Annotated in this window: 5 protein-coding genes and 1 riboswitch; of the genes, 1 reads left to right on the forward strand and 4 read right to left on the reverse strand. The window is 66.2% G+C overall.

All coding sequences use genetic code 11. The annotated features are described in order from the left end of the window. From ACFC3J_RS14235 to ACFC3J_RS14245, 3 genes are all read right to left on the reverse strand, one after another. The coding region (locus ACFC3J_RS14235) for a SirB1 family protein (RefSeq protein ID WP_375196820.1) at window positions 1-730 on the reverse strand (730 nt) is incomplete at its 3' end. Window positions 731-860: 130 nt separating this feature from the next. Next, the gene (locus ACFC3J_RS14240; RefSeq protein WP_375196821.1) at window positions 861-2,627 is read right to left on the reverse strand and encodes an SLC13 family permease; all 1,767 of its coding nucleotides are present in this window, start codon (window positions 2,625-2,627) and stop codon (window positions 861-863) included. A gap of 301 nt (window positions 2,628-2,928) precedes the next feature. Further along, a complete protein-coding gene (locus ACFC3J_RS14245; RefSeq protein ID WP_375196822.1) occupies window positions 2,929-4,131 on the reverse strand; it encodes an MFS transporter in 1,203 nt (400 codons plus the stop codon). A 98-nt stretch (window positions 4,132-4,229) separates the two neighbouring features. On the opposite strand from ACFC3J_RS14245, the gene ACFC3J_RS14250 reads away from it, so the two are divergent. Continuing rightward, entirely contained in the window at window positions 4,230-5,108 is an 879-nt protein-coding gene (locus tag ACFC3J_RS14250; RefSeq protein ID WP_375196823.1) for a LysR family transcriptional regulator, read from the forward strand. Between the two features lie 101 nt (window positions 5,109-5,209). On the opposite strand, the gene ACFC3J_RS14255 is transcribed toward ACFC3J_RS14250, so the two are convergent. Beyond that, window positions 5,210-18,811, reverse strand: coding sequence for an autotransporter-associated beta strand repeat-containing protein (locus tag ACFC3J_RS14255; protein WP_375196824.1), 13,602 nt, complete (start codon window positions 18,809-18,811; stop codon window positions 5,210-5,212). A 146-nt stretch (window positions 18,812-18,957) separates the two neighbouring features. Then, a riboswitch (cyclic di-GMP riboswitch) is annotated at window positions 18,958-19,033 on the reverse strand. Window positions 19,034-19,253: the final 220 nt, after the last annotated feature.

A 19,253-nucleotide genomic window follows, 5' to 3' on the forward strand; every position in this document is an offset into this window, starting at 1 on the left:
GGGCTGCATCCACTTCGCCCTGCATCAGCTGCAGCCGTGCCAGTTGCCACCAGGCGGCACCATGGTCCGGCGCCACCACGGTCATCCGTCCGTAGAGGATACAGGCGCGGCCCGTGTCGCCGGCCTGTTCGGCGCGGGTCGCCTGATTGAGCAAAAGACGCACCAGCGTCATGCGGTTGGACATCGGCGCGACATGCGCCGCCTCGGGCAAGGCGTCCGGTCCCACTGCCCGCTTGAGCAACGCCATCAATTGCTCTGGTTCCACCAGCGATCCGCGCTGAAACGGGTCGATCAGCGCAGGCGCCTCCTGCGGCCCCACGCTGACGAGTACATGGCCAGGCGTATTGAGCGGATGGGCGGTCCAGCCCATCCGTCGCGCTACCGCCACATAAAGGATCGAAAGGCTGACCGGCAGGCCGCGCCGCCGGTCGAGCACCCGGATCATGTCGGCGTTGATCGGCGCATCATAGCTTTCACTGTCGCCCGCAAAGCCGAAATCGGCGCCGATCACCTGCGCGAGCAGAGCGCCCTGCGCCTCACCCGATTGCAGCTCCTCCTCCGCCATGCCCTCGCGCGCGGCATCTACGGCCGCATTGATGGCGCGAAGCTGGTCGAGATAGGGTTCCGTCTCCACGCCTTCATGATCGAGAGCACTCAACATCAGCGCGGCGCTGTCCAGTTCGATCTCCTCATCCGCCAGGAGACCAAGATAGGCGATACTGTCGTTCAACTACTGTCCTTCCGGCCGTTCCGCCGCGCCCCATCCGAGTGTCCGGCACCCAACATGGGGTTTGGGAAGGACGCTGTCCACCGCAGGCGCCGACTGGCAGGCAACCGGGCAGATTGAGCCGGAAAATCCGTCACAAGGGCCATGACCATAAGATCAACGGAGTGCCGACGATGACGACGAGCAGCGACAGCGGAGCGCCCAACCGCGCATAATCGCTGAACCGATAGCCGCCCGGCCCCAGAACGAGCGTGTTGCATTGATGCCCGATCGGCGTCAGGAAATCGCATCCCGCGCCCATCGCCGTCGCGATCAGAAAGGCCTCCGGACGATAGCCAAGGTCGTGGGCGAAGACCGCCGCAATGGGCGCCATGACCAGCACGGTGGCGGCATTGTTCAGAAAGGGCGTGACCGCCATCGCCGTCACCAGAATCAGCGCGACCGCGCCCCAGGGCGGCAGCGCGGCGGCGGCGTGCGCCAGTTGCGTCGCCAGCACGGTCGATGCTCCCGTGCTCTGGAGCGAGCCGCTGACGGGGATCAGCGCGCCCAGCATGATGAGGATGGGCCATTCCACCGCTTCATAGGCTTCCCCGGCCGGCAGCGCGCCGGTGATGACGACCATTCCAGCAGCCGCGAAGAAGGCGATGGCCACGGGAACGATCCCGGCGGCGGTCGCCCCCATGGCAAGCGCAAGTATGACGATCGGCAGCCAGCCGCGCTTGGACAGGCCAAGCCGGATCGAGCGCTGCGCCAGCGGCAACGCGCCCAGCTGGCTCAATCGATCGGGCAGCAGGCTCATCGGCCCCTGCAACACCAGAACATCCCCGGCGCGCAGAACGATCTGGCCCGGCTTGGCCGTGAGCCGCTCTCCAGCGCGGGATATGGCGATAAGATTGATGCCAAGGCGTTCGCGCATCAAAAGCCGCCCGGCGGTGCGACCGATCAGCGCGGAATCGGTCGTCACCACTGCTTCGATCACGCCGATATCGTCACCCTCAGCGGCCTCATCGCCTTCGCTTCCGACCAGCGATAGCTGGTCACGGGCGACAACGCGCTCCAGCGTCTCGGGATCGCCCGCCAGTATGAGGATATCGCCTTCGCGCAGGCGGATGCCGGGGTGAACGTCTCCACGCATGTCGCCGCGCAGCAGGCCGGTCACCGCCACCTGCTGTTCATGCCGGTCCAGCAACTCGGCAATGCTTTTGCCGATGACCGGCGAAGCCTCCGTCACGGTCGCCTCGGTCACATAGTCGGAAATGTTGAGCGCCTCTCCCATGGTAGGCGCGCCGCGCCGATCGCGCGGCAGGAGGCGATAGCCGAAGCGCAGAAACAGCAGTCCGACCACCAGCAGGCCAAAGCCGGTCGGGAAATAGTCGAACATGCGAAAGGGTTCGCCCGCCATGTCCTCCCGCACGCGGCTGACAATGATGTTGGGCGAGGTGCCCACCATCGTCATCAAGCCCCCGAGCAGCGAGGCGAAGGACATGGGCATGAGAAAGACCGACGGACTCGCGTCATTCTTCTTCGCCATTTGCAGGGCGGCGGGCATCAACATCGCCAATGCGCCGACATTCTTGATAAGCGCCGAGGAAAAGCCGACCGCCGCTGTCAGCACGAGCAGTTGTGACCGCACCCGGCGAATATGCTGCGAGACAAGGCCGAGTAGCAGTTCGATCATGCCCGATCTCTGCACCGCGGCCGAAAGCACCAGCGCCGATCCGACGATGATGACGATGTCGTCGGCAAAGCCCGTGAACGCATCTGCGGGCTTGACGATGCCCAGGACCAGAGAGGCCAGCAGCGCGATCACCGCCGTCACGTCATAGCGGAACCGATCCCAGAGAAAGAGGCCCATCATCCCGATGAGCGTCGCGATGGAGAGCCATTGCGGAACGGTCATGAAGCCGCCCGGCAGTCAGAGATCATTGACCTACACCCCATTCGCATGCCCCTTCGCGCTTCTACGGCCATCGGAAGATCATCCCGTATCAACGGCGAACGCATCAACGGCCAGGAAGGTGCATGACCCGCATCAATTCGATGTCCATTTGCGGATATCTGTCCCTGACGGATGCGAGGTCAATGGCATTGCCCACGCACCTCCTGCCTCAGTGTCGGACCCAACATCCGGCGCCGAACGCCCGCCAGAATTTCAATGCCCCATTCCAGCTTCGCTCGCTGCGTTTCCGACCCGTTGTCCCTCAACGGTCAATTGACAATGCCCTGCCGAACCTCAGGCAGCTGAAGATCGCTGCGGCGCTTGACAGCAAGCCGATGGCTGCCACCGCGCCCCATCCCCCAATTTCCCAGCCCTGCATGCCGACCGCCGATCCCAGCGCCGCACCAAGAAACATGGTCGTCATGAACAGCGTGTTGATCCGCGCTCTGGCCTCCGGCCGAAGCGCAAAGATGATGTGCTGGTGCGAGATCAATGTCGCCTGCACGGCGAAATCCAGCAGGATAATGCCCGTCACCATGCCTGCCAGCGTCCCCCACGCGCCCAGCACCAGCCAGCCGGCCAACGAAACGGCAGAGCCCAGCGCGATCACGCGATAAGGCCCGTGGCGATCTGCGATCCGCCCCGCCAGAGGCGCAACGAAAATGCCCACCGCGCCGATGATGCCGAACAGGCCCGCACCCGCGGCGCCGATATGAAAGGGAGGCTCCGCCAGACGCAGGGCCAGAACGGTCCAGAAGGCGGAAAATGCTCCGAACAGCAATGCCTGCGTGAGCGCGGCCCGCCGCAACTGGGGAAGGTCGCGCCATAGACCGAACATCGATAGGATGAGCGAACGGTAGGACATGCGCTCAGCACTGCGCAGCGAAGGCAGGACCAACGTCAGCACCAGCGCCGTGAGCAGCATCACCGGAACGGCGGACAGAAACACGGCACGCCATCCCCAATGGGCCGCGATCAGCCCCGCAAGGGTGCGGCTGAGCAATATGCCGATCAGCAAACCGGACATGACCGTCCCGACCGTCGCCCCGCGCTTTTCCGGCGGGGACAGATGGGCCGCCAGCGGGACCAGCTGCTGGGCAACGCTGGCCGCAAGGCCGATCAGCACCGAGGCGGCAACCAGAAAGGCCGCGGAAGGGGCGATGCCTGCCAGCAGCAGCGCCATGGCGAGAAACAGGAACTGCCCGATAATCATGGGTTTTCGATTGGCGATGTCGCCAAAGGGCACGATCAGGAACAGACCGACGGCATAGCCGATTTGCGTGGCCATCGGGACATAGGCGATGGTTCGCGCGTCCAGCGACCGGGCAATCAGCACCAGCATCGGTTGATTATAATAGATGTTCGCGATTGCCAGCCCTGTCGCCATGGTGAGGGCAAACAGCAGGGGGCGGCCCAGCGGTGCCGATAGCGCGCCGCTGCGCACGGTCATTGTCGTCGTCATCATCGTCAATCCACAAAATGGTGTCGCGACGCATATGGCAGCATGTCTAATTATGCTGTAGTCATGAAACATGACGTTCCGGCATATCAATTTTTGATGCAATGAATCTGTCTGATCTCGCCCTGTTCGTTGCCGCGACGGAAGCCGGCAGCCTTGCCGGCGCCGCGCGGCGCAGCGGCACAAGCGCGCTACAGGCATCCCGACGCATCGCCGCGCTGGAACAGGATATGGGTATCCGCCTGTTCCACCGAACGACGCGGGCATTGACGCTGACCGACGAGGGCGAACGCTTTCTGCCCTATGCCCGGACCATGATCGATGCGCAGGCGGAGGCGCGGGCGGCGCTGGGGTTCGACGGCGGGCAGGTGACCGGGACGCTGCGCCTCACGGCCTCGCTGGCGTTCGGCCGCAAGGTGGTAACGCCTGCCCTGATCGATTTCCTGAAGCTCCATCCGCAACTCGAAGTCAATCTGGTGCTGTCGGACGACATACTCGATATGGTGGTGCAGGGTCTTGATCTGGCGATCCGCGTCACCTCCCGGCTGCGCGAAAGCAGCCTGGTCGCCCGTCGGCTGGCGGACAATCCGCGCGGGCTATATGCCTCCCCCTCCTATCTGGCGGCTGCGGGCACGCCGCGGCGTCTGGCCGAACTGGCGGCGCACGACTGCCTGCCCGACGGGTCCACCGGCTACTGGACCTTCCGCACGGGCGAACGGACGATCCGGCAAAAGATCGGCGGGCGCCTGTCGACCCACAGCATCGATGCCATTCATCAGGCCTGCACAGAGGGTGCCGGAATCGCGCTCCTGTCGGAGTGGGACGTGAAGGAGGATCTCGCGTCCGGCAAGCTGGTGCCCGTGCCGATCGCCGACGCAAAGCCCGAACCGATGATCATCGTGGCACTCTATCCTTCCGCTCGCCTTCTCCCGTCAAAGGTGCGGCTTTTCATAGATTATATGCACGCTCGGCTGATGTCCTGATCTGCCGGGCCGCTTTAACGCATGCCTGCGAAGGAAGCCCATTTGCTCCGGCGATCGGTGCCGCCCTGCATCCACATTGCCGGTCGCAGGGCGTTTAGCCGTCAAAATGCCAGTCTTGCGCCTGCGACCCCCTTCAGGCCGTAGCTCTCGCCGAATTTGTTCAGCGACGCGCTGCCGGAGGCCTGCATGTAGAGCGTGACCCTGCCAAGCCCCAGCGTGCCACCCAGCGCTACCTCGCCCCAAAGGCGGTCAGGCGCGTTGGCGATCGCCGCACCGGAAACCCGAGCGACCGTGCCGTCCAGCCATTCATAGGACAGGTTGGCCAGCGCATAGATATGGCTGTTGCGCGAGACGCCGTTCGCGTCCCAGTTCGCGCGGTGATCGATCGAGATGCCCCAGCGCGTCTTCAGGCTGTCGCCCTTCCGCGATGAAACGCGCGCGTCGAACGGATCGGTGAAAGCGTCGAACGACACATTCTGATAGGCCATCTGGATCTGCGGCGTCAGCGTCAGCCCATGGCCGACGATCGAGCTTTTGCCGAGTTCGAGACTGATCGCCTCGCCCTTGCCATGATTATCGTCCGCGAGGGTGCCCAGCGTCACCGATTTCAGCTTGCTGTCGAACCAGCTCCATTGCGCCTGAGCGTCGGCATAGAAGCCGTCCGCGCCGAACCATGTCAGGGTCGCGCCCAGACCATAGCCCTTCGTGTCGATCGTGCCGCTGCCGAAGCGCGACCGGATGCTCGCATCCGCCTCGCCATAATGGGCGGTGAGGCCCGCGACGAAAACGGAATCCCGGCCCTCGCTCAGCATATGATCGACGCCGATCTGCGCCTTCCAGCTGTCGATATCGGTATCGGCCCCGGTCGTGGACAGGCGCCCGCTGGGGCGCAGACGGCTGCTTTCCATGCGGCCCCAGATGCCGGTGGGGACGCCATCGGGCGACTGCGCCCATTGGCGGTTGCCGACCCGCTCCTGCATCGTGGCAAGGCCGCTTAGCGCCTGCAACGTCTGGCCATAGCTTTCATAGACCGGCACGCCCGGCTGATAGAGCGGCCCCTGCGGCTGCCCCGCGCCGTCCAGCGTCGCGGAGCGCAGATACCAGTCGCCATCCGCCGGAGTGGAGACCCCGCCCTGATAGAGGCGATAGCCATAGGCGCCCGCGATGACGGCCTGCTGCCCTTCGAACACATAGTCGCCCCGGAGCGTGAAGCTGCCGCCGGACGCTCCGGCCACGTCTGCGATCTTGATGCCTTCGACCGTCTGCGCGCCCAGGCCGCCGCGGTTGGTGACGATCACCTGCGTCGTGCCCGAGGTCGCGCCGTTCACCACCAGACGGTCGGCGGCCGATGCGTCGCCGCCCAGTTCCGCCTCTATCTCCAGCACGCCGCCGACACCCTGATAATCGCCCTGGACGGTGAAGCTGCCGATCCCGTTGCCGGGCGCGACCACGCCGCGGTTGACGAGGGCGCCCGCGCTGCCGCTGCCCTCCAGCCGCGCGCCCGACTGCACATCGACCGTGCCGCCCAGCGCACCGTTCAGCGCCAGCATGCCCGCCGCGACCGTGGTGGCCCCCGTATAGCCGCTGCTGTCGCCGGACACGAGCAGGCTGCCTGCGCCCGCCTTGGTCAGCGCGCCGGTGCCGGAGAAGAGGCCGCCATAGGTGAAGCTCGTCCCCGTCATGGTCGCGAGCGTGCCGCCGCCCGTCAGCACGATATCGCGCGTGCTGCCGAGGTCGGCGCTGGTGGCGAGCGTGCCGCCGTCCAGCGTCACTGCGCCCGCCGCCGCACCAAGATTGGCATCGGCAGAAACCTGCACCGTGCCGCCGTTGATCAGCGTGCCGCCGGTGTAGCCGTTGGCAGCGCCGAGGACCAGCGTTCCCGCGTCGGTCTTGACCAGCTGCGTATCGCCCGTCAGCACGGCATTGACCGTCGCGGTGAAGGCTGCCCCCGCCGCGCTGCCGTCACCGACGCGGATCGTTGTCGCCGGACCGGTCAGATCGAGCGAGCCGCCGCCTATCGTATAGCCGGTCGCCGCGAACTGCATGCCGCTGGCCGTGACCTGCCCCAGACCATTGTCGACGCTGACGGCGCCGCCGGTCCCTGCGAAGATCGCGAAGCCGCCATCCTGATAGGCCGCGTTCACCCCGCCGCTCGCGTCAGTCCAATTGTCGTTGCCGCCGCCATTCTGCCAAACGCCGTTGCCGCCGTTGACCGCGCCGTCATTTTTGGGACCGGCCGCGCCGTCCCAGAAATTGAGCATCAGCCCGGCCGCGTTGACCAGATTGACCTGCCCCGTGATGGAGGTCTGCACCGTCACGTCGCTGCCCATCGGCATGCTGCCCAGCGTCAGGCCGTTATTGGTCAGCGCGCCCGCATAGTTGAACAGCCGATACACGCCGACATCGAAGGCCCCGCCCGCCGGCACGGTGACGTCGACCAAGCCGTCCAGCATCAGGTCGCCGCCGACATTGACAAGATCGTTGAGCGCGCCGCCAGCAACGCCGGCCTGCCCAAATTCATAGGCCAGCCGCGTTCCGGCGGAGAGCGACAGGTCGCCGCCGATCGTCAGCGTGCCGGTAGCGCCCGCCCCCGGCGTCAGGATCGCCCCGTCGGCCATCGTCACATCGCCGCCGATCGTGCCGCTGCCGCCAAGGCTCGCCCCGGCGGCGACGGCGGTAAGGCCGGTCGCTGCCGCATAATCGCCGTTCACCAGCAGCGCGCCTGCGGTCACATTCGTCCCGCCGCCCTGACCGCCGCTGCCGTTCAGAACCAGCGTGCCGGCGCCGCTCTTCACCAGCGCGCCATTGCCCGCAAGCGCGCCGGTCAACGTCAGGCTCGTGCCCGCATCGGTGAGCAGCGTGCCGGTGCCGACCAGATTGACCGCCCGCCCCGTGCTGAGGTCCAGCGTCGTGTTGAGCGTGCCGCCATCAAAGCTCAGCGCTCCGGCGGCATCGCCCAGATTGGCATCGCTGGCGATGCGCAAGGTGCCGCCATCGATCGCCGTTCCGCCGCTGTAGCTGTTGACGCCGTTCAGCACCAACGTCCCGCCATCGGTCTTGACCAGTGTGGCCGCGCCGGTCAGCGCATTGACGATGGTGGCCGTATAATCCGCGCCCGCCGCCGTGCCGTCGCCGACCCGGATAATCGCCTGCGATCCGGTCAGCGTCAGCGCATCGCCGTCCAGCCTGTAGCCGTCGACCGCGAACTGCATGCCCGCACTCTCCACCGCGCCGCCGCTGTTGTCGACGCTGATGACGCCGGATGCGCCCGCGAAGACGGCAAAGCTGTTCTGGGCGTAATCGGCATTCACTTGGGCCTGGGATTCGGTCCAGTTGTTGTTGCCGCCCGCGACCCGCCAAATGCCGTTTCCGCCGTCGATCGTGCCATTATTCTTGGGACCGGCCTGCCCGTCCCAGAAATTGAGCGTGAGACCGGCGGTGTTCACCAGATTGACCTGCCCCGCGATCACGGTCTGGACCGAAAGCTCGCTTCCCGACGGCATGGTTCCCAACGCCAGCCCATTGTCCGTCAACGTCCCGCCATAGTTGAACACCCGATAGACGCCGCCGCCGAACGTGCCGCCCGCCGAAACCGAGACGTTCAGCGTCCCGTCCAGCACCAGATCGCCGCCGACATTGACGAGATCGTTGAGCGCCCCGCCCGCGACATTGGCCTGCCCGAACTCGAACGCCAGCAACGACCCGCTGCCCAGCGCCAGATTGCCGTTGATCGTCAGCGTGCCGGGGCTGTTGCCCGGCGCCAGAGTCCCGCCGTCCGCCACCGCGACGTCGCCGCCGATGATGCCGCGCCCGCCCAGCGTCGCGCCCGCCCCCACATCGACCAGACCCGTAGCCGCCGACTGGTCGCCATTGACGAACAGGCCGCCCGCCCGAACGATCGTCATGCCGCTATGGTCCGACGTATCGTTGAGCGCGAGATTGCCACTGCCGTCCTTGATGAGGTCGCCCGATCCCGTCACCGATCCGTTGAGCACCAAAGTCGTGCCCGCGTCGGTCAGAATCGTGCCTGTGCCGATCATGGAGACATTGCGCGCGGAAGTGATGCTGGCCGTGCTGCGCAGCGTACCACCGTCGAAGCTGATCCCGCCGGCCGCATCGCCCAGATTGGCGTCGCGGGAAATCTGAAGCGTGCCGACATTCACCCGCGTCCCGCCGGTATAGCTGTTCGTCCCATTGAGGATCAGGGTGCCGAGGTCGGTCTTCACCAGCTCGCTGCCGCCGGTCAGCGCGCTGTCGATTATCGCCGTATAGCCAAGCCCCGCTGCCGTGCCGTCGCCAACGCGGATCACCGATTGCGGCCCGGACAGCCCGATGGCGTCGCCCCCGATGACATAGCCGTCGCTCGCGAACTGCAAGCCCGACGCGGTAACCGCGCCCAGGCCGTTGTCGACGGTGACGGCGCCCGGCGCGCCGGCGAAGATGGCGAAGGCGCTGTCGCTGAACGCGGCGTTGACGGCGCCGGAAATTTCGGTCCAGTTGTCGTTGCCCGCGCTGCTCTGCCAGACGCCGTCGCCGCCATTGACGATGCCGTTCGCCTTCGGCCCGGCCGCGCCGTCCCAGAAATTGAGCGTGGTGCCGGTAGCGTTGATCAGGTTCACCTGTCCCGCGACTGCCGTCTGCACTGCCGCCAGCGTGCCGGCGGGGAGCGCACCAAGGGCGAGGCCGTTGTCGGTCAGCGTGCCGCCATAGCTCATCACCCGATAGAGGCCGACATCGAAACTGCCGCCGGGCGATACCGACACGTCGATGGTCCCATCCAGCGTAAGGGCGCCGCCGATCTGCGTGAGATCGTTGAGCGGTCCGCCGACGACATTGGACTGGCCGAAATCATAGACGAGGCGGGTGCCGGAAGACAGGCCAAGCGCGCCGTTGATCGTCAGCGTGCCCGGTCCAGTTGCATCGCCGGGGGCGAAGATCGCGCCATCGACCAGCGACACATCTCCGCCGATGACGCCGATCCCCCCCAGCGTCGCGCCGCTCACGACGCTCGTCAGGCCCGTGGCAGCACTCTGGTCGCCGTTCACCAGCAGCGTCCCGACGGCGACATGGGTCGTGCCCCCATAGCTGTTGGCGCCGGTGAGGATGGTCGTGCCCGCACCGATCTGGTTCAGCCCGCCCGTCCCGGAAACGAGACCGGCAAAGACGATCTCATCCGAACGGTCAAACGCCAGCGTCCCGTTGGTGACGACATTGCCGACGATGCTGCCCGCCGTCCCCCCGTCACCGATCTGGAGCGTGCCCGCGCCGATCAGCGTCCCGCCTGCATAACTGTTGGCGCCCGTCAGGATCGTCGTGCCGGTCCCCAGCTGGTCCAGCCTGCCCACGCCGGAAACCACCCCGTCGAAGCTGCTCACGTCCGCCCGGTCGAACGCCAGCGCGCCATTGTTGAGCACATCGCCGACAATGCTGCCGCTGGTGCCGCCATCGCCAAGACGCAGCGTCCCTTGCGCAATCGTGGTGCCGCCGAGATAAAGGCCGGCACCGGTCAGCACCAGCGTCCCCTCGCCGTTCTTGGTCAATGCGCCGGGGCCGGAGACCGGACCGGCCAGCGTCAGGGTCGTGCCCGCATCAGTCAGGATGCTGCCTGCCCCGGCCAGCGTCACCAGCCGGCTGGAACTGAAGCTGGCGCTGGTGTTGAGCGCGCCGCCATTGAGGGTCAGGCCGCCGACCGCGCCGCCCAGATTGGCATCGGCCGATATGCGCAGCGTGCCGCCATTCACCAGCGTCCCGCCACTATAGCTGTTGACGCCGCCCAGCGTCAGCGTGCCGAGGTCGGTCTTCACCAGTTGCACGCCGCTGCCCGCCAGCACGGCGTCGATCGCCGCGCCATAGGCGGCGCCCGCCGCCGTGCCGTCACCGACACGGATCACCGACTGCGGATTGGCCAGGGTGACCGCATCGCCATTGACCAGATAGCCGTCGCTGGCGAACTGCATGCCGCCCGCGCTCACCGCACCCAGGCTGTCGTCGACCGTCACGATGCCCGCCGCGGCGGAGAAGATCGCAACCGCATTGTCGCTGAAGGCTGCGTTCACCGTCCCGGTCTGATCGGTCCAGTTGTCGTTACCGCCGCTATTCTGCCAGACCCCGCTGCCGCCGTTCACGGCCGAATTGAATTTCGGCCCGGTCGCGCCGTCCCAGAAGTTCAGCGTGACCCCATTGGCGTTGATCAGGTTCACCTGTCCCGCGATCGCAGTCTGGATTGAAAGGTCGCCGGCATTCACCCCGGCAGGAAGCGCGCCGATCGCAGCGCCGCCATCGGTCAGCGCGCCCGCATAGTTGAACAGGCGATAGAGGCCGATATCGAAGCTGCCGCCCGGCGACACCGCCACATTGAGCGTGCCCCCAAGCGCCAGATTGCCGCCGACATTGACCACATCGTTAAGCGGGCTGCCCGGCGCATTGGCCTGACCGAACTCGAAATTCATCGCCGCGCCGGGAGCAAGGGACAGATCGCCCCCGATCGACAGGGCGCCCACGCCGAGGCTGCCGGGCGCCAGCGCGCCGCCGTTCGCGACCGACACGTTGCCGCCGATCGTCCCGCTGCCGCCCAGCGTGCCGCCTGCCAGCACGTTGGTAACGCTCGCCGCGCCGCCCAGCGTCCCGTCGACCAGCAACGTGCCGCCCGAAACCGCCGTCTGGCCGGTAAAGGCGGCGCTGGTCCCGGTCAGGCGCGTCACTCCCGCCAACTGGTTGATCGCGCCGCTGCCGGACATCGCGCCGGCCAGCACATAGCCGGCATCCGTGTGATTGAGGTTGAGCGTACCCGACCCCGGGCCGAAGGCGATCGTCGCCGCATCCAGCATGCCCGCCGCCGCGGCCGCGCTGCCCGCCCCGCCGATATTGACGGTGCCGTCGGCTCCCGCCGAACCGCCGCCTACCGCCAGCGTGCCGCCGACGCTGACCCGTCCGCCATCTGCGATCGTCAAAACGCCCCGGCCGCTGAGCAGCGCCCCGACCTCGATATCCTGCGCGGTCAGGACAGACCCGGCTCCTGACACCAGCATCTGTGCCTGCGCGTCCACCGTGCCGATCTGAACGGCATTGAAGCTCGCCACGCCGCCGTCGAGCAGCGAGACGCTGCCGTCGCGCATGACCAGATTGCCGCTGCTGGTCCAGTTCGACCCCGCGCCGGTGATCGTCAGCAACGGATCGGTCGTATTGGCGAGCGGCGAGCCGAACAGATTGTCGCCGGTCGATCGCAGCGTGCCGCCATCGCTGATGATGACGCTGGCCGTGTTATCGGCAGCGGAACTGGCGATGTTCAGCGCGCCGCTCAACTCCACCAGCGAACCCGCCCCGGAAATGTTGAGCTGGGCATTGGCGGGCGACGAGGCGGCACGCAGCGCCAGCGTCGTCGTTTTCAGCGTGCCCCCGCTGGCGACATTGATGATCGCGCTGCTGCTGGCCGACACGGCGTTGATCGTCCCGGCCTGGAAGGTCGAACCGGCCCCGGCGACGGTCAGCGTGCCGTCGTTGATGATCGTCGAACCGCCGGAGGCGATCTCATTACCGGCAGCAATGCGCAGTTCGCTGCCGTCGACGATGCTGGTGCCGCCGCTCCAGCTGCTGTCGCCGGTCAGGCTGACGGTGCCGGTCCGCGTCGTGACCGACCCCGTGCCGCTGATCGAACCGGCATAGTCATAGGCGTCCGAACGGTTGAAGTTGAGCGAGGCATTGTTGATGATATCGCCGCTGATCGAGCCGGTCGTGCCGCCATTGCCGATGCTGAGCGCCCCCTGCGATAGGAGCGTGCCGCCCATATGGGTCGCATCCCCCGTCAGCGTCAGCGCACCGCCGCCCAGCTTGGTGAGCGTACCGGTGCCGCTGATGTTTCCGGCAAAGCTGCTCGCGTCCGATCGGTTGAACAGCAGCGCGCCGTTATTGACGACATTGCCCGCCAGCGTGCCGCTCGTGCCGCCATTGCCGACGCTCAGGGTGCCCGCGGAAATGGTGGTGCCGGCGCTATAGGCATGATCGCCGGTCAGGGTCAGCGTTCCGCCATTCTGCTTGGAGAGCGCCTCGAAGCCCGTTATCTGTCCGCCGTCGAGCGTGCGCGCCACCGCATTGTTGACGATCAGCATGTCGGTCCCGGTGCCGCCGTCGACCATGCCGGTGATGGCTCCGCCATCGTTGAGCGTCAACCTGTCCGCACCCGCGCCCAGATTCAGCGCCCCGCCACCCGTGTCGAGCAGCCCCGCCAATGTCACGGCATCAGCGCCGTCGCCCAGGTCCCCGTTCGCCCGCAGCACGCCAGGCGCATTGACGCTGATCGCGCTCGCCCCCGCATCGCCGCTGAAGGTCGCAGCGGTGCCCCCGCTCGCACCCTCCACAACGCCGTTCACGATCAGAGCGCCGTCGCCGTTCATCGCAAAGGTCGCGCTTTGCAGCGTGCCGTTGACCTGCAACGCGCCGTCATCGATCCGCGCCGCGCCGATGCTGTTGAGGGCAGTCAATATGGTGGTGCCGCTGCCGATCTGCGCGATCGCCCCCGGTCCGCTGATGGTGCCGGTGAAATTGAACGCGTCGCTGCGGTTGAAGGACAGGGTCGAGCTTGCCTGCGTCACATTGACGTTGCCGGTGCCCGCATTGCCGCTGGTCCCACCATTGCCGATGACGAGATTGCCGTCATTGATGACCGTGCTGCCGGTGAAGCTGTTATTGCCGGTCAATATCCAGGTGCCGCTGCCATTCTTGGCGAGCGAGGTCACATTGGCGCCCTGATTGCCGATCGTGGCGCCCATGATGTTGGCGCCGCCGTTCGTGCCACCCAGCGATACGACGCGCGCGCCATTGCCCTGATAGGAAACTGCGCCCGTGTTGCTGAACACCACCGCGCCGGTGCCCACGGACTCGATCGCGGTCGTGCCGACGCCCAGCGTGAACTGGCGGTCGGTCATGTCGCCGCCGCCGGTGTAACGCAACGTCGCGCCCGTTCCGATCACCAGATTGGCCGCGGCGCTGGCCGACTGGCCGATGCTGCTGGCGACGCCGCCGTTGGAAAGCTTGTCCACGCCCAGCACGCCGCCGGTGATGGAGGTTGCGCCGGTGTAGGTGTTTGCCTGATTGGTCAATATCCATGTGCCGACGCCGGTCTTGGACAATGCCGTCTTGCCGGTGCCGTTGTCGGTGATCCGGGGGGCCAGGCGATTGTCGGCGGTGCTGGTGCCGGTCAGCGTCACCGACTGGGCCGTGTTGGGGCTGGAGAAAGCGATAGGCCCGGTGTTGGTGAAGGTAATCGCGCCGGTGCCCGACGCATCGAGTGCACTCGCCGACGCCCCAAGCGTGAAGAGCCGGTCCGTACTGCCGCCGCCGCCGACATAGCGCAGCGTGCCGCCGTTCAGCACCAGATTGCCCGCGCCGCTGCTCGACGCGCCGATCGAACTGTTGGTGCCGCCGTCGGTCAGGCAGTTCACCTGCAACGTGCCCTGACGGATGGTCGTGATGCCGTTATAGCTGCTGTCGCAGCCCGACAGAACCTCAACCGCAGCGCCGCTCTTGATGAGGTTGCCGGTGCCGACGATCGCGCCGGCAAAAATATTGTTGCCGGTGTTGGAAACGGTCAGCGTCGCGTTGGCGTCGCCCAGATCGATCGTGCCGCCGGTCGTCCCGCCACCCTGAAGCTGGAGGAAGGAGGCGTCGAACCCGTTCATATCGAACACCGCGTCGGCGGCATTGGCCACCACAAGGATGCCCGTGCCCTGATCGAAAGCACCCGCCGATCCGGCGACGAGACGACCGGCTTCCACGGCGGTCTGGCCGGTGTAGCTGTTGTCGCCCGACAATATGAGAGTGCCCGCGCCCCTTTTGGTAAGAGCGCCCGGACCAACGGCAGCCCCGGTAAAGGTCAGCGTGGTCGCGGCGTCGGCCACCTGGATGACGCCCGCGCCGCTGGCGAGCGTGAAGCCACGATCCGTAATCTGATCGGTCGCCACCGCGCTATAGTTCAGCACGGCGCCATTCTGGATGACGAGATTGGCGGCGTCGCTGCCCGATGCGCCGATCCCGCTGTTCACCCCGCCATTCCGGATGCAGTCGGTGGTCAGCACCGACCCGCCGGACGCGCCGGTCAGGGTGGTGATGCCGGTATAGCTGTTGCCGCAGCCGGTCATCACCTGGGTAAAGTTGGTATGCGTCACATTGCCCGCGCCACTGATCGAACCGGTAAAGCCCGGATCGCCGCTATTGGCACCGCCGATCGTCAGCGTGGTTCCGGCGAGCGTGCCCAGCGTCACGTTGCCGCCGCCGTTCAGCGCGCCGATCTGGTTGCTGTTGTCCGCCAGGTCGAGCGTGCCGCCCGCATTCACCGTCATCGTGGAGGAAATGCTGCCGAACACGCCCGTCGTGCTGCCGGAGCCAAGCGCCGCCCCGGCGCGCAGCGTGCCCGCATTGACCACGGTGATGCCGGTATAGCTGTTGGCGCCCGTCAACACCAACGTCCCGTCGCCATATTTCTCCAGCCGCCCGGCGCCAATGATCGGCCCCGTGACGGTCAGATCGGTGGCCGCGCCGGCGACATCGATCCGTCCCGCCGCATTTTCCAGCGTGATGCCGCGATCGGTGCTCACCGTCGCGCCGGTATAGCGCAGCGTGCCGCCGTTCAGCAGCACCAGATTGGCTGCGTCGCTGCTCGACTGACCGATGCTGCTCAGCTGCCCGCCGTCGGCGAGGGTCGTGGCCGACAGCACGCCATTCTCCACCCGCGTAATGCCGGTATAGTCGTTCGCCGCATTGGACAGCGTCAGCGTGCCGCCGCCGGTTTTGGTAAGGCCGGCATCATCCGGGCTGGTGACAAGACCGGTAAAGGTCAGTTCCGCCGCGCCGTTCGCGACCTCGAACATGCGCGAAGGGCCCCCGTTGACGAGCGTGAAGCCACGATCGCTGGTCGCCGTGCCGCCGATATAACTCAACGTCCCGCTTTCGAGGACGAGGTTCGAGGCATCGGCCGAGGATGCGCCGATGGCGCTGTTTGCGCCGCCATTGCCGATGCTGGCGACGGTCAGCGTCCCCCCGCTCAGAGTCGTCGCGCCGGTATAGCTGTTGTTGACGTTGTTCAGCGTGACCCGGCCGGTCCCCGCCTTGGTGACGCCCACCGCATCGCCGCCATTGTCGACGACCCGAGAGGAGACGAGGAAGTTGCCGGTGCCGTTATGGAGGAAGCCGAGCGTGCCGCCCCCCACCGCGCCAGTCAGCGATCCCCCGGTGATTTCCTTGCCTGTGGCGCCGACCGTGCTGGATACGATGATGGTGCCGTCGATGCCCAGCGTGTTGCCGGCGCCGATCGTGACGACCGAACCCTGCGCCGCGGTATATTGCAGCCCGCCCAACTGCTGACTGCCGCTCACCGTGCCGAAATAGGCGGTGTTGGCCGCCCCGCCAGCATCACTGACGACATCGCCGCTCAGCCAGCTGCTGGCGTCGTCCTTGTTCGCATAGGCGGCGAAGGCGCTGACCACCCCGCCCGACACCTGCGCATAATCCTTGCCGTTGATCGTCGCCCAGCCCAGCGTGCCATCCGGATTGGCGGCCGTGATGATGCCGCTGGTCGGCAGGGTGAAATCCATCAGCCCGCCGCTATTGTCCAGCGTTCCCAGATCGACGTTCATCGTGCCGCCGCTGCCCGATGCGACGACGATCCTGTTGGTGCCGGCGGTGACGTCGAGGCCGGCGAAGCTCTGGCTGTTCACCTCCCCGGCGGCGCCGGTGATGGAGAGCGTGCCCCCCGCCATCGTCAACGTCGAAGCAGACGAGAGGATATCGTCCGCCGGCGCAGTGACGGGGGAGAAATCCAGCGCGATCGTACCACCCTGGACCGTCGTGCCGCCGGTATAGCTGCTCTGCCCCGTCAGCGTCAGTATGTTGGTGCCGCGCTTCAACAGGCCGCCATTGCCGGTAATGCTGCCGCCATAGGTGGAATTGTCGGCAGACGTCAGACCGGTGACGGTCAGTAGCGCGCCGCCGTTCAACGCGACGCTGCCGCCCGTCCCGGACAGCTGGGGCAGGATCAGGTCATAGCCATTGAGGTCCAGCGTCCCGCCATTGACGGTGGCGCCCGTGACCTTGCCGAAGGCCGAGGCGTTCCCTGCCTGAAGCGTGCCGCCGTCAAGGGCGATCGCCCCGGACCGCGTGTTCGCGCCGGTCAGCCGCCAGATGCTGGTGCCGGTGCTGCCCAGCATGCCGGTGCCGGTAATCACCCCCGAAAATTCGTTCGTTCCGGCATAGCTGCCACCGAAGGTCAGCGTATCGGCTGCGCCGGTCGCGAGGAAGGACAATGGCCCGCTCAACGTCAGCGCGCCAGTGCCGCTGTTGCGTATCCCGACCGCTCCGTCGCTCACGAAAGTACGGTCGCTGCCGGCGGTCCCGCCGACATAGTTGAGGATGCCCGCACTGAGGCTGATCTGCGTGCCCGCGCCCAGCGCGCTCGCGACGCCGGCATTGGCCAGCGACGCCACATTGACCAGACCGGTCTGGACCGTCGCGGCCCCGGTAAATGTGTTAAGCCCGCTCACCGTGATCTGGCGCCCGGCGGCGGAGGAGAAGGTGACCGTTCCGCCGCTGATGACACCACTCAGGTTGAAATCGGCAGTCTGGGCCACGAACCGTGCCAGACCGTTGATGGCGAAATCGCCCGTCAGGTTGAGCGCGCCCGTTCCCTGATTGATGAAGGTGCCGGTCGAATTGGCATTGAATATCCAGTCGCGATCGGAAACGTCGCCGTCGCCCAGATAGATGAGATTATCGGTATATTGGCTGCTCTGGTTCCAGATGATCGTACCGTTCGTCACCGTCGTCGGCGCACCGAGCGAACTGGCTTCGCCCAGATTGCCGATCGAAGTGAATGACGTGCTGCACACCCCGTTGCAGGCGCTGAAGCGCGTCACCCCGTCGTAGCTGTTGGCATCGTTGCTCATCGTGACGCCGGTCCCGACATTCACATTGCCGGTGCCGGTGATGAGCGCCGAACCGGCCCCTGCCCCGCTCAGGTTGAGAGTGCCGCCCGCGCCGATGGCGATCGACCGGCTGGTCGTGCCCGACGTCAGGCCGAAGCCGACCGTAGCACCCGCAGCGGTGGCAATATTGTTGCCGGCCGCACCCAGCGCCGCATCGGTGGCCGCAATCAGCGTGCCCGCGTTGACGACGATTCCGCCACTGAAACCGTTGGCGCCGGTCAAGGTCAGCGTCGATCCGCCAGCTTTGACAAGGCCCGCCGTACCCGCGATCACGGAATTGATCGTGGCGCTACCGCCGGTGGTGATGGTGGGATTGACGCCGCCCAGCGTCAGCGTGCCGCCGCCCAGCGCCCAGCCGTTCCCCGACTGGAAGGTCAGATTATGGGCCGTGATCGGCTGCGTCAGCGTAATGGTGCCGGGCGTCGTGGTGACGCCGCCCGCCGAAACGCCGAAAATGGCGTTGTTCGGATTGGCCGGATTGTTGCTCCATAGCACGAACGGCCCGAGCACGTCGCTGTTGGACTGGCTCCAGAGCGAGCTGGTGAGATCCCAGTTGCCCGTGCCGCCGCTGCCGACAGCGGCGCCGTTCGCGTCCCAATAGACGTCGTCCGCCCGTGCAGGAGACGCCAGCGCCAGCAGCGCCATCGCCGTCAGGGATGAACTGCCGAGGAAACGTTTCGCCCAAAGCGCGTCGCCAGCCCTGCGCGCGACTCTTCCGTTCCTCAATGCCATGAAGATCCCCTGTTTCAGACGTCGAAAATCGCCGCTGGACCACCCGGACCCGCGGACGACCTATGTTGGATTTCGCAAAAAAACGGTGTCCGCTACCTCGGCGGCGCGACACCCGAGACCCTTATCCCGACAGCATCCGACTTCCCTCCTGCAACCCCGCCAACTCTTGCGAGTCCGGAAGCTTTGCGTCCTGCCGTTGCCGACAGTTTGCCCTTGCGGGAACTCCTCCGCTGCTTGCCCATCCCCCTTCAGACCAAGGAAGAAAAGCCTGCAACGGCAGTGGACATCCCTGTTCCGGCTGGCCGCTGGAATAATGGCCATCCATTACACCTTGGATCTCATATCGACCTTGTGAGCGATTACAAGTCATTATAATCATTGGATGATTATAATGCCTCCACCGCGACATGCTTAATTCGCGCGTTACCGTCCACTATTCTTC

This window comes from Sphingobium sp., from assembly GCF_041987595.1.
Classification (GTDB): domain Bacteria; phylum Pseudomonadota; class Alphaproteobacteria; order Sphingomonadales; family Sphingomonadaceae; genus Sphingobium.

Excerpts from the sequence above, each read along its gene's own strand:
- ACFC3J_RS14240 (WP_375196821.1), bottom strand. The coding sequence starts at position 2,627 with ATGACCGTTCCGCAATGGCTCTCCATCGCGACGCTCATCGGGATGATG.
- ACFC3J_RS14245 (WP_375196822.1), bottom strand. The coding sequence starts at position 4,131 with ATGATGACGACGACAATGACCGTGCGCAGCGGCGCGCTATCGGCACCG.
- ACFC3J_RS14250 (WP_375196823.1), top strand. The coding sequence starts at position 4,230 with ATGAATCTGTCTGATCTCGCCCTGTTCGTTGCCGCGACGGAAGCCGGC.
- ACFC3J_RS14255 (WP_375196824.1), bottom strand. The coding sequence starts at position 18,811 with ATGGCATTGAGGAACGGAAGAGTCGCGCGCAGGGCTGGCGACGCGCTT.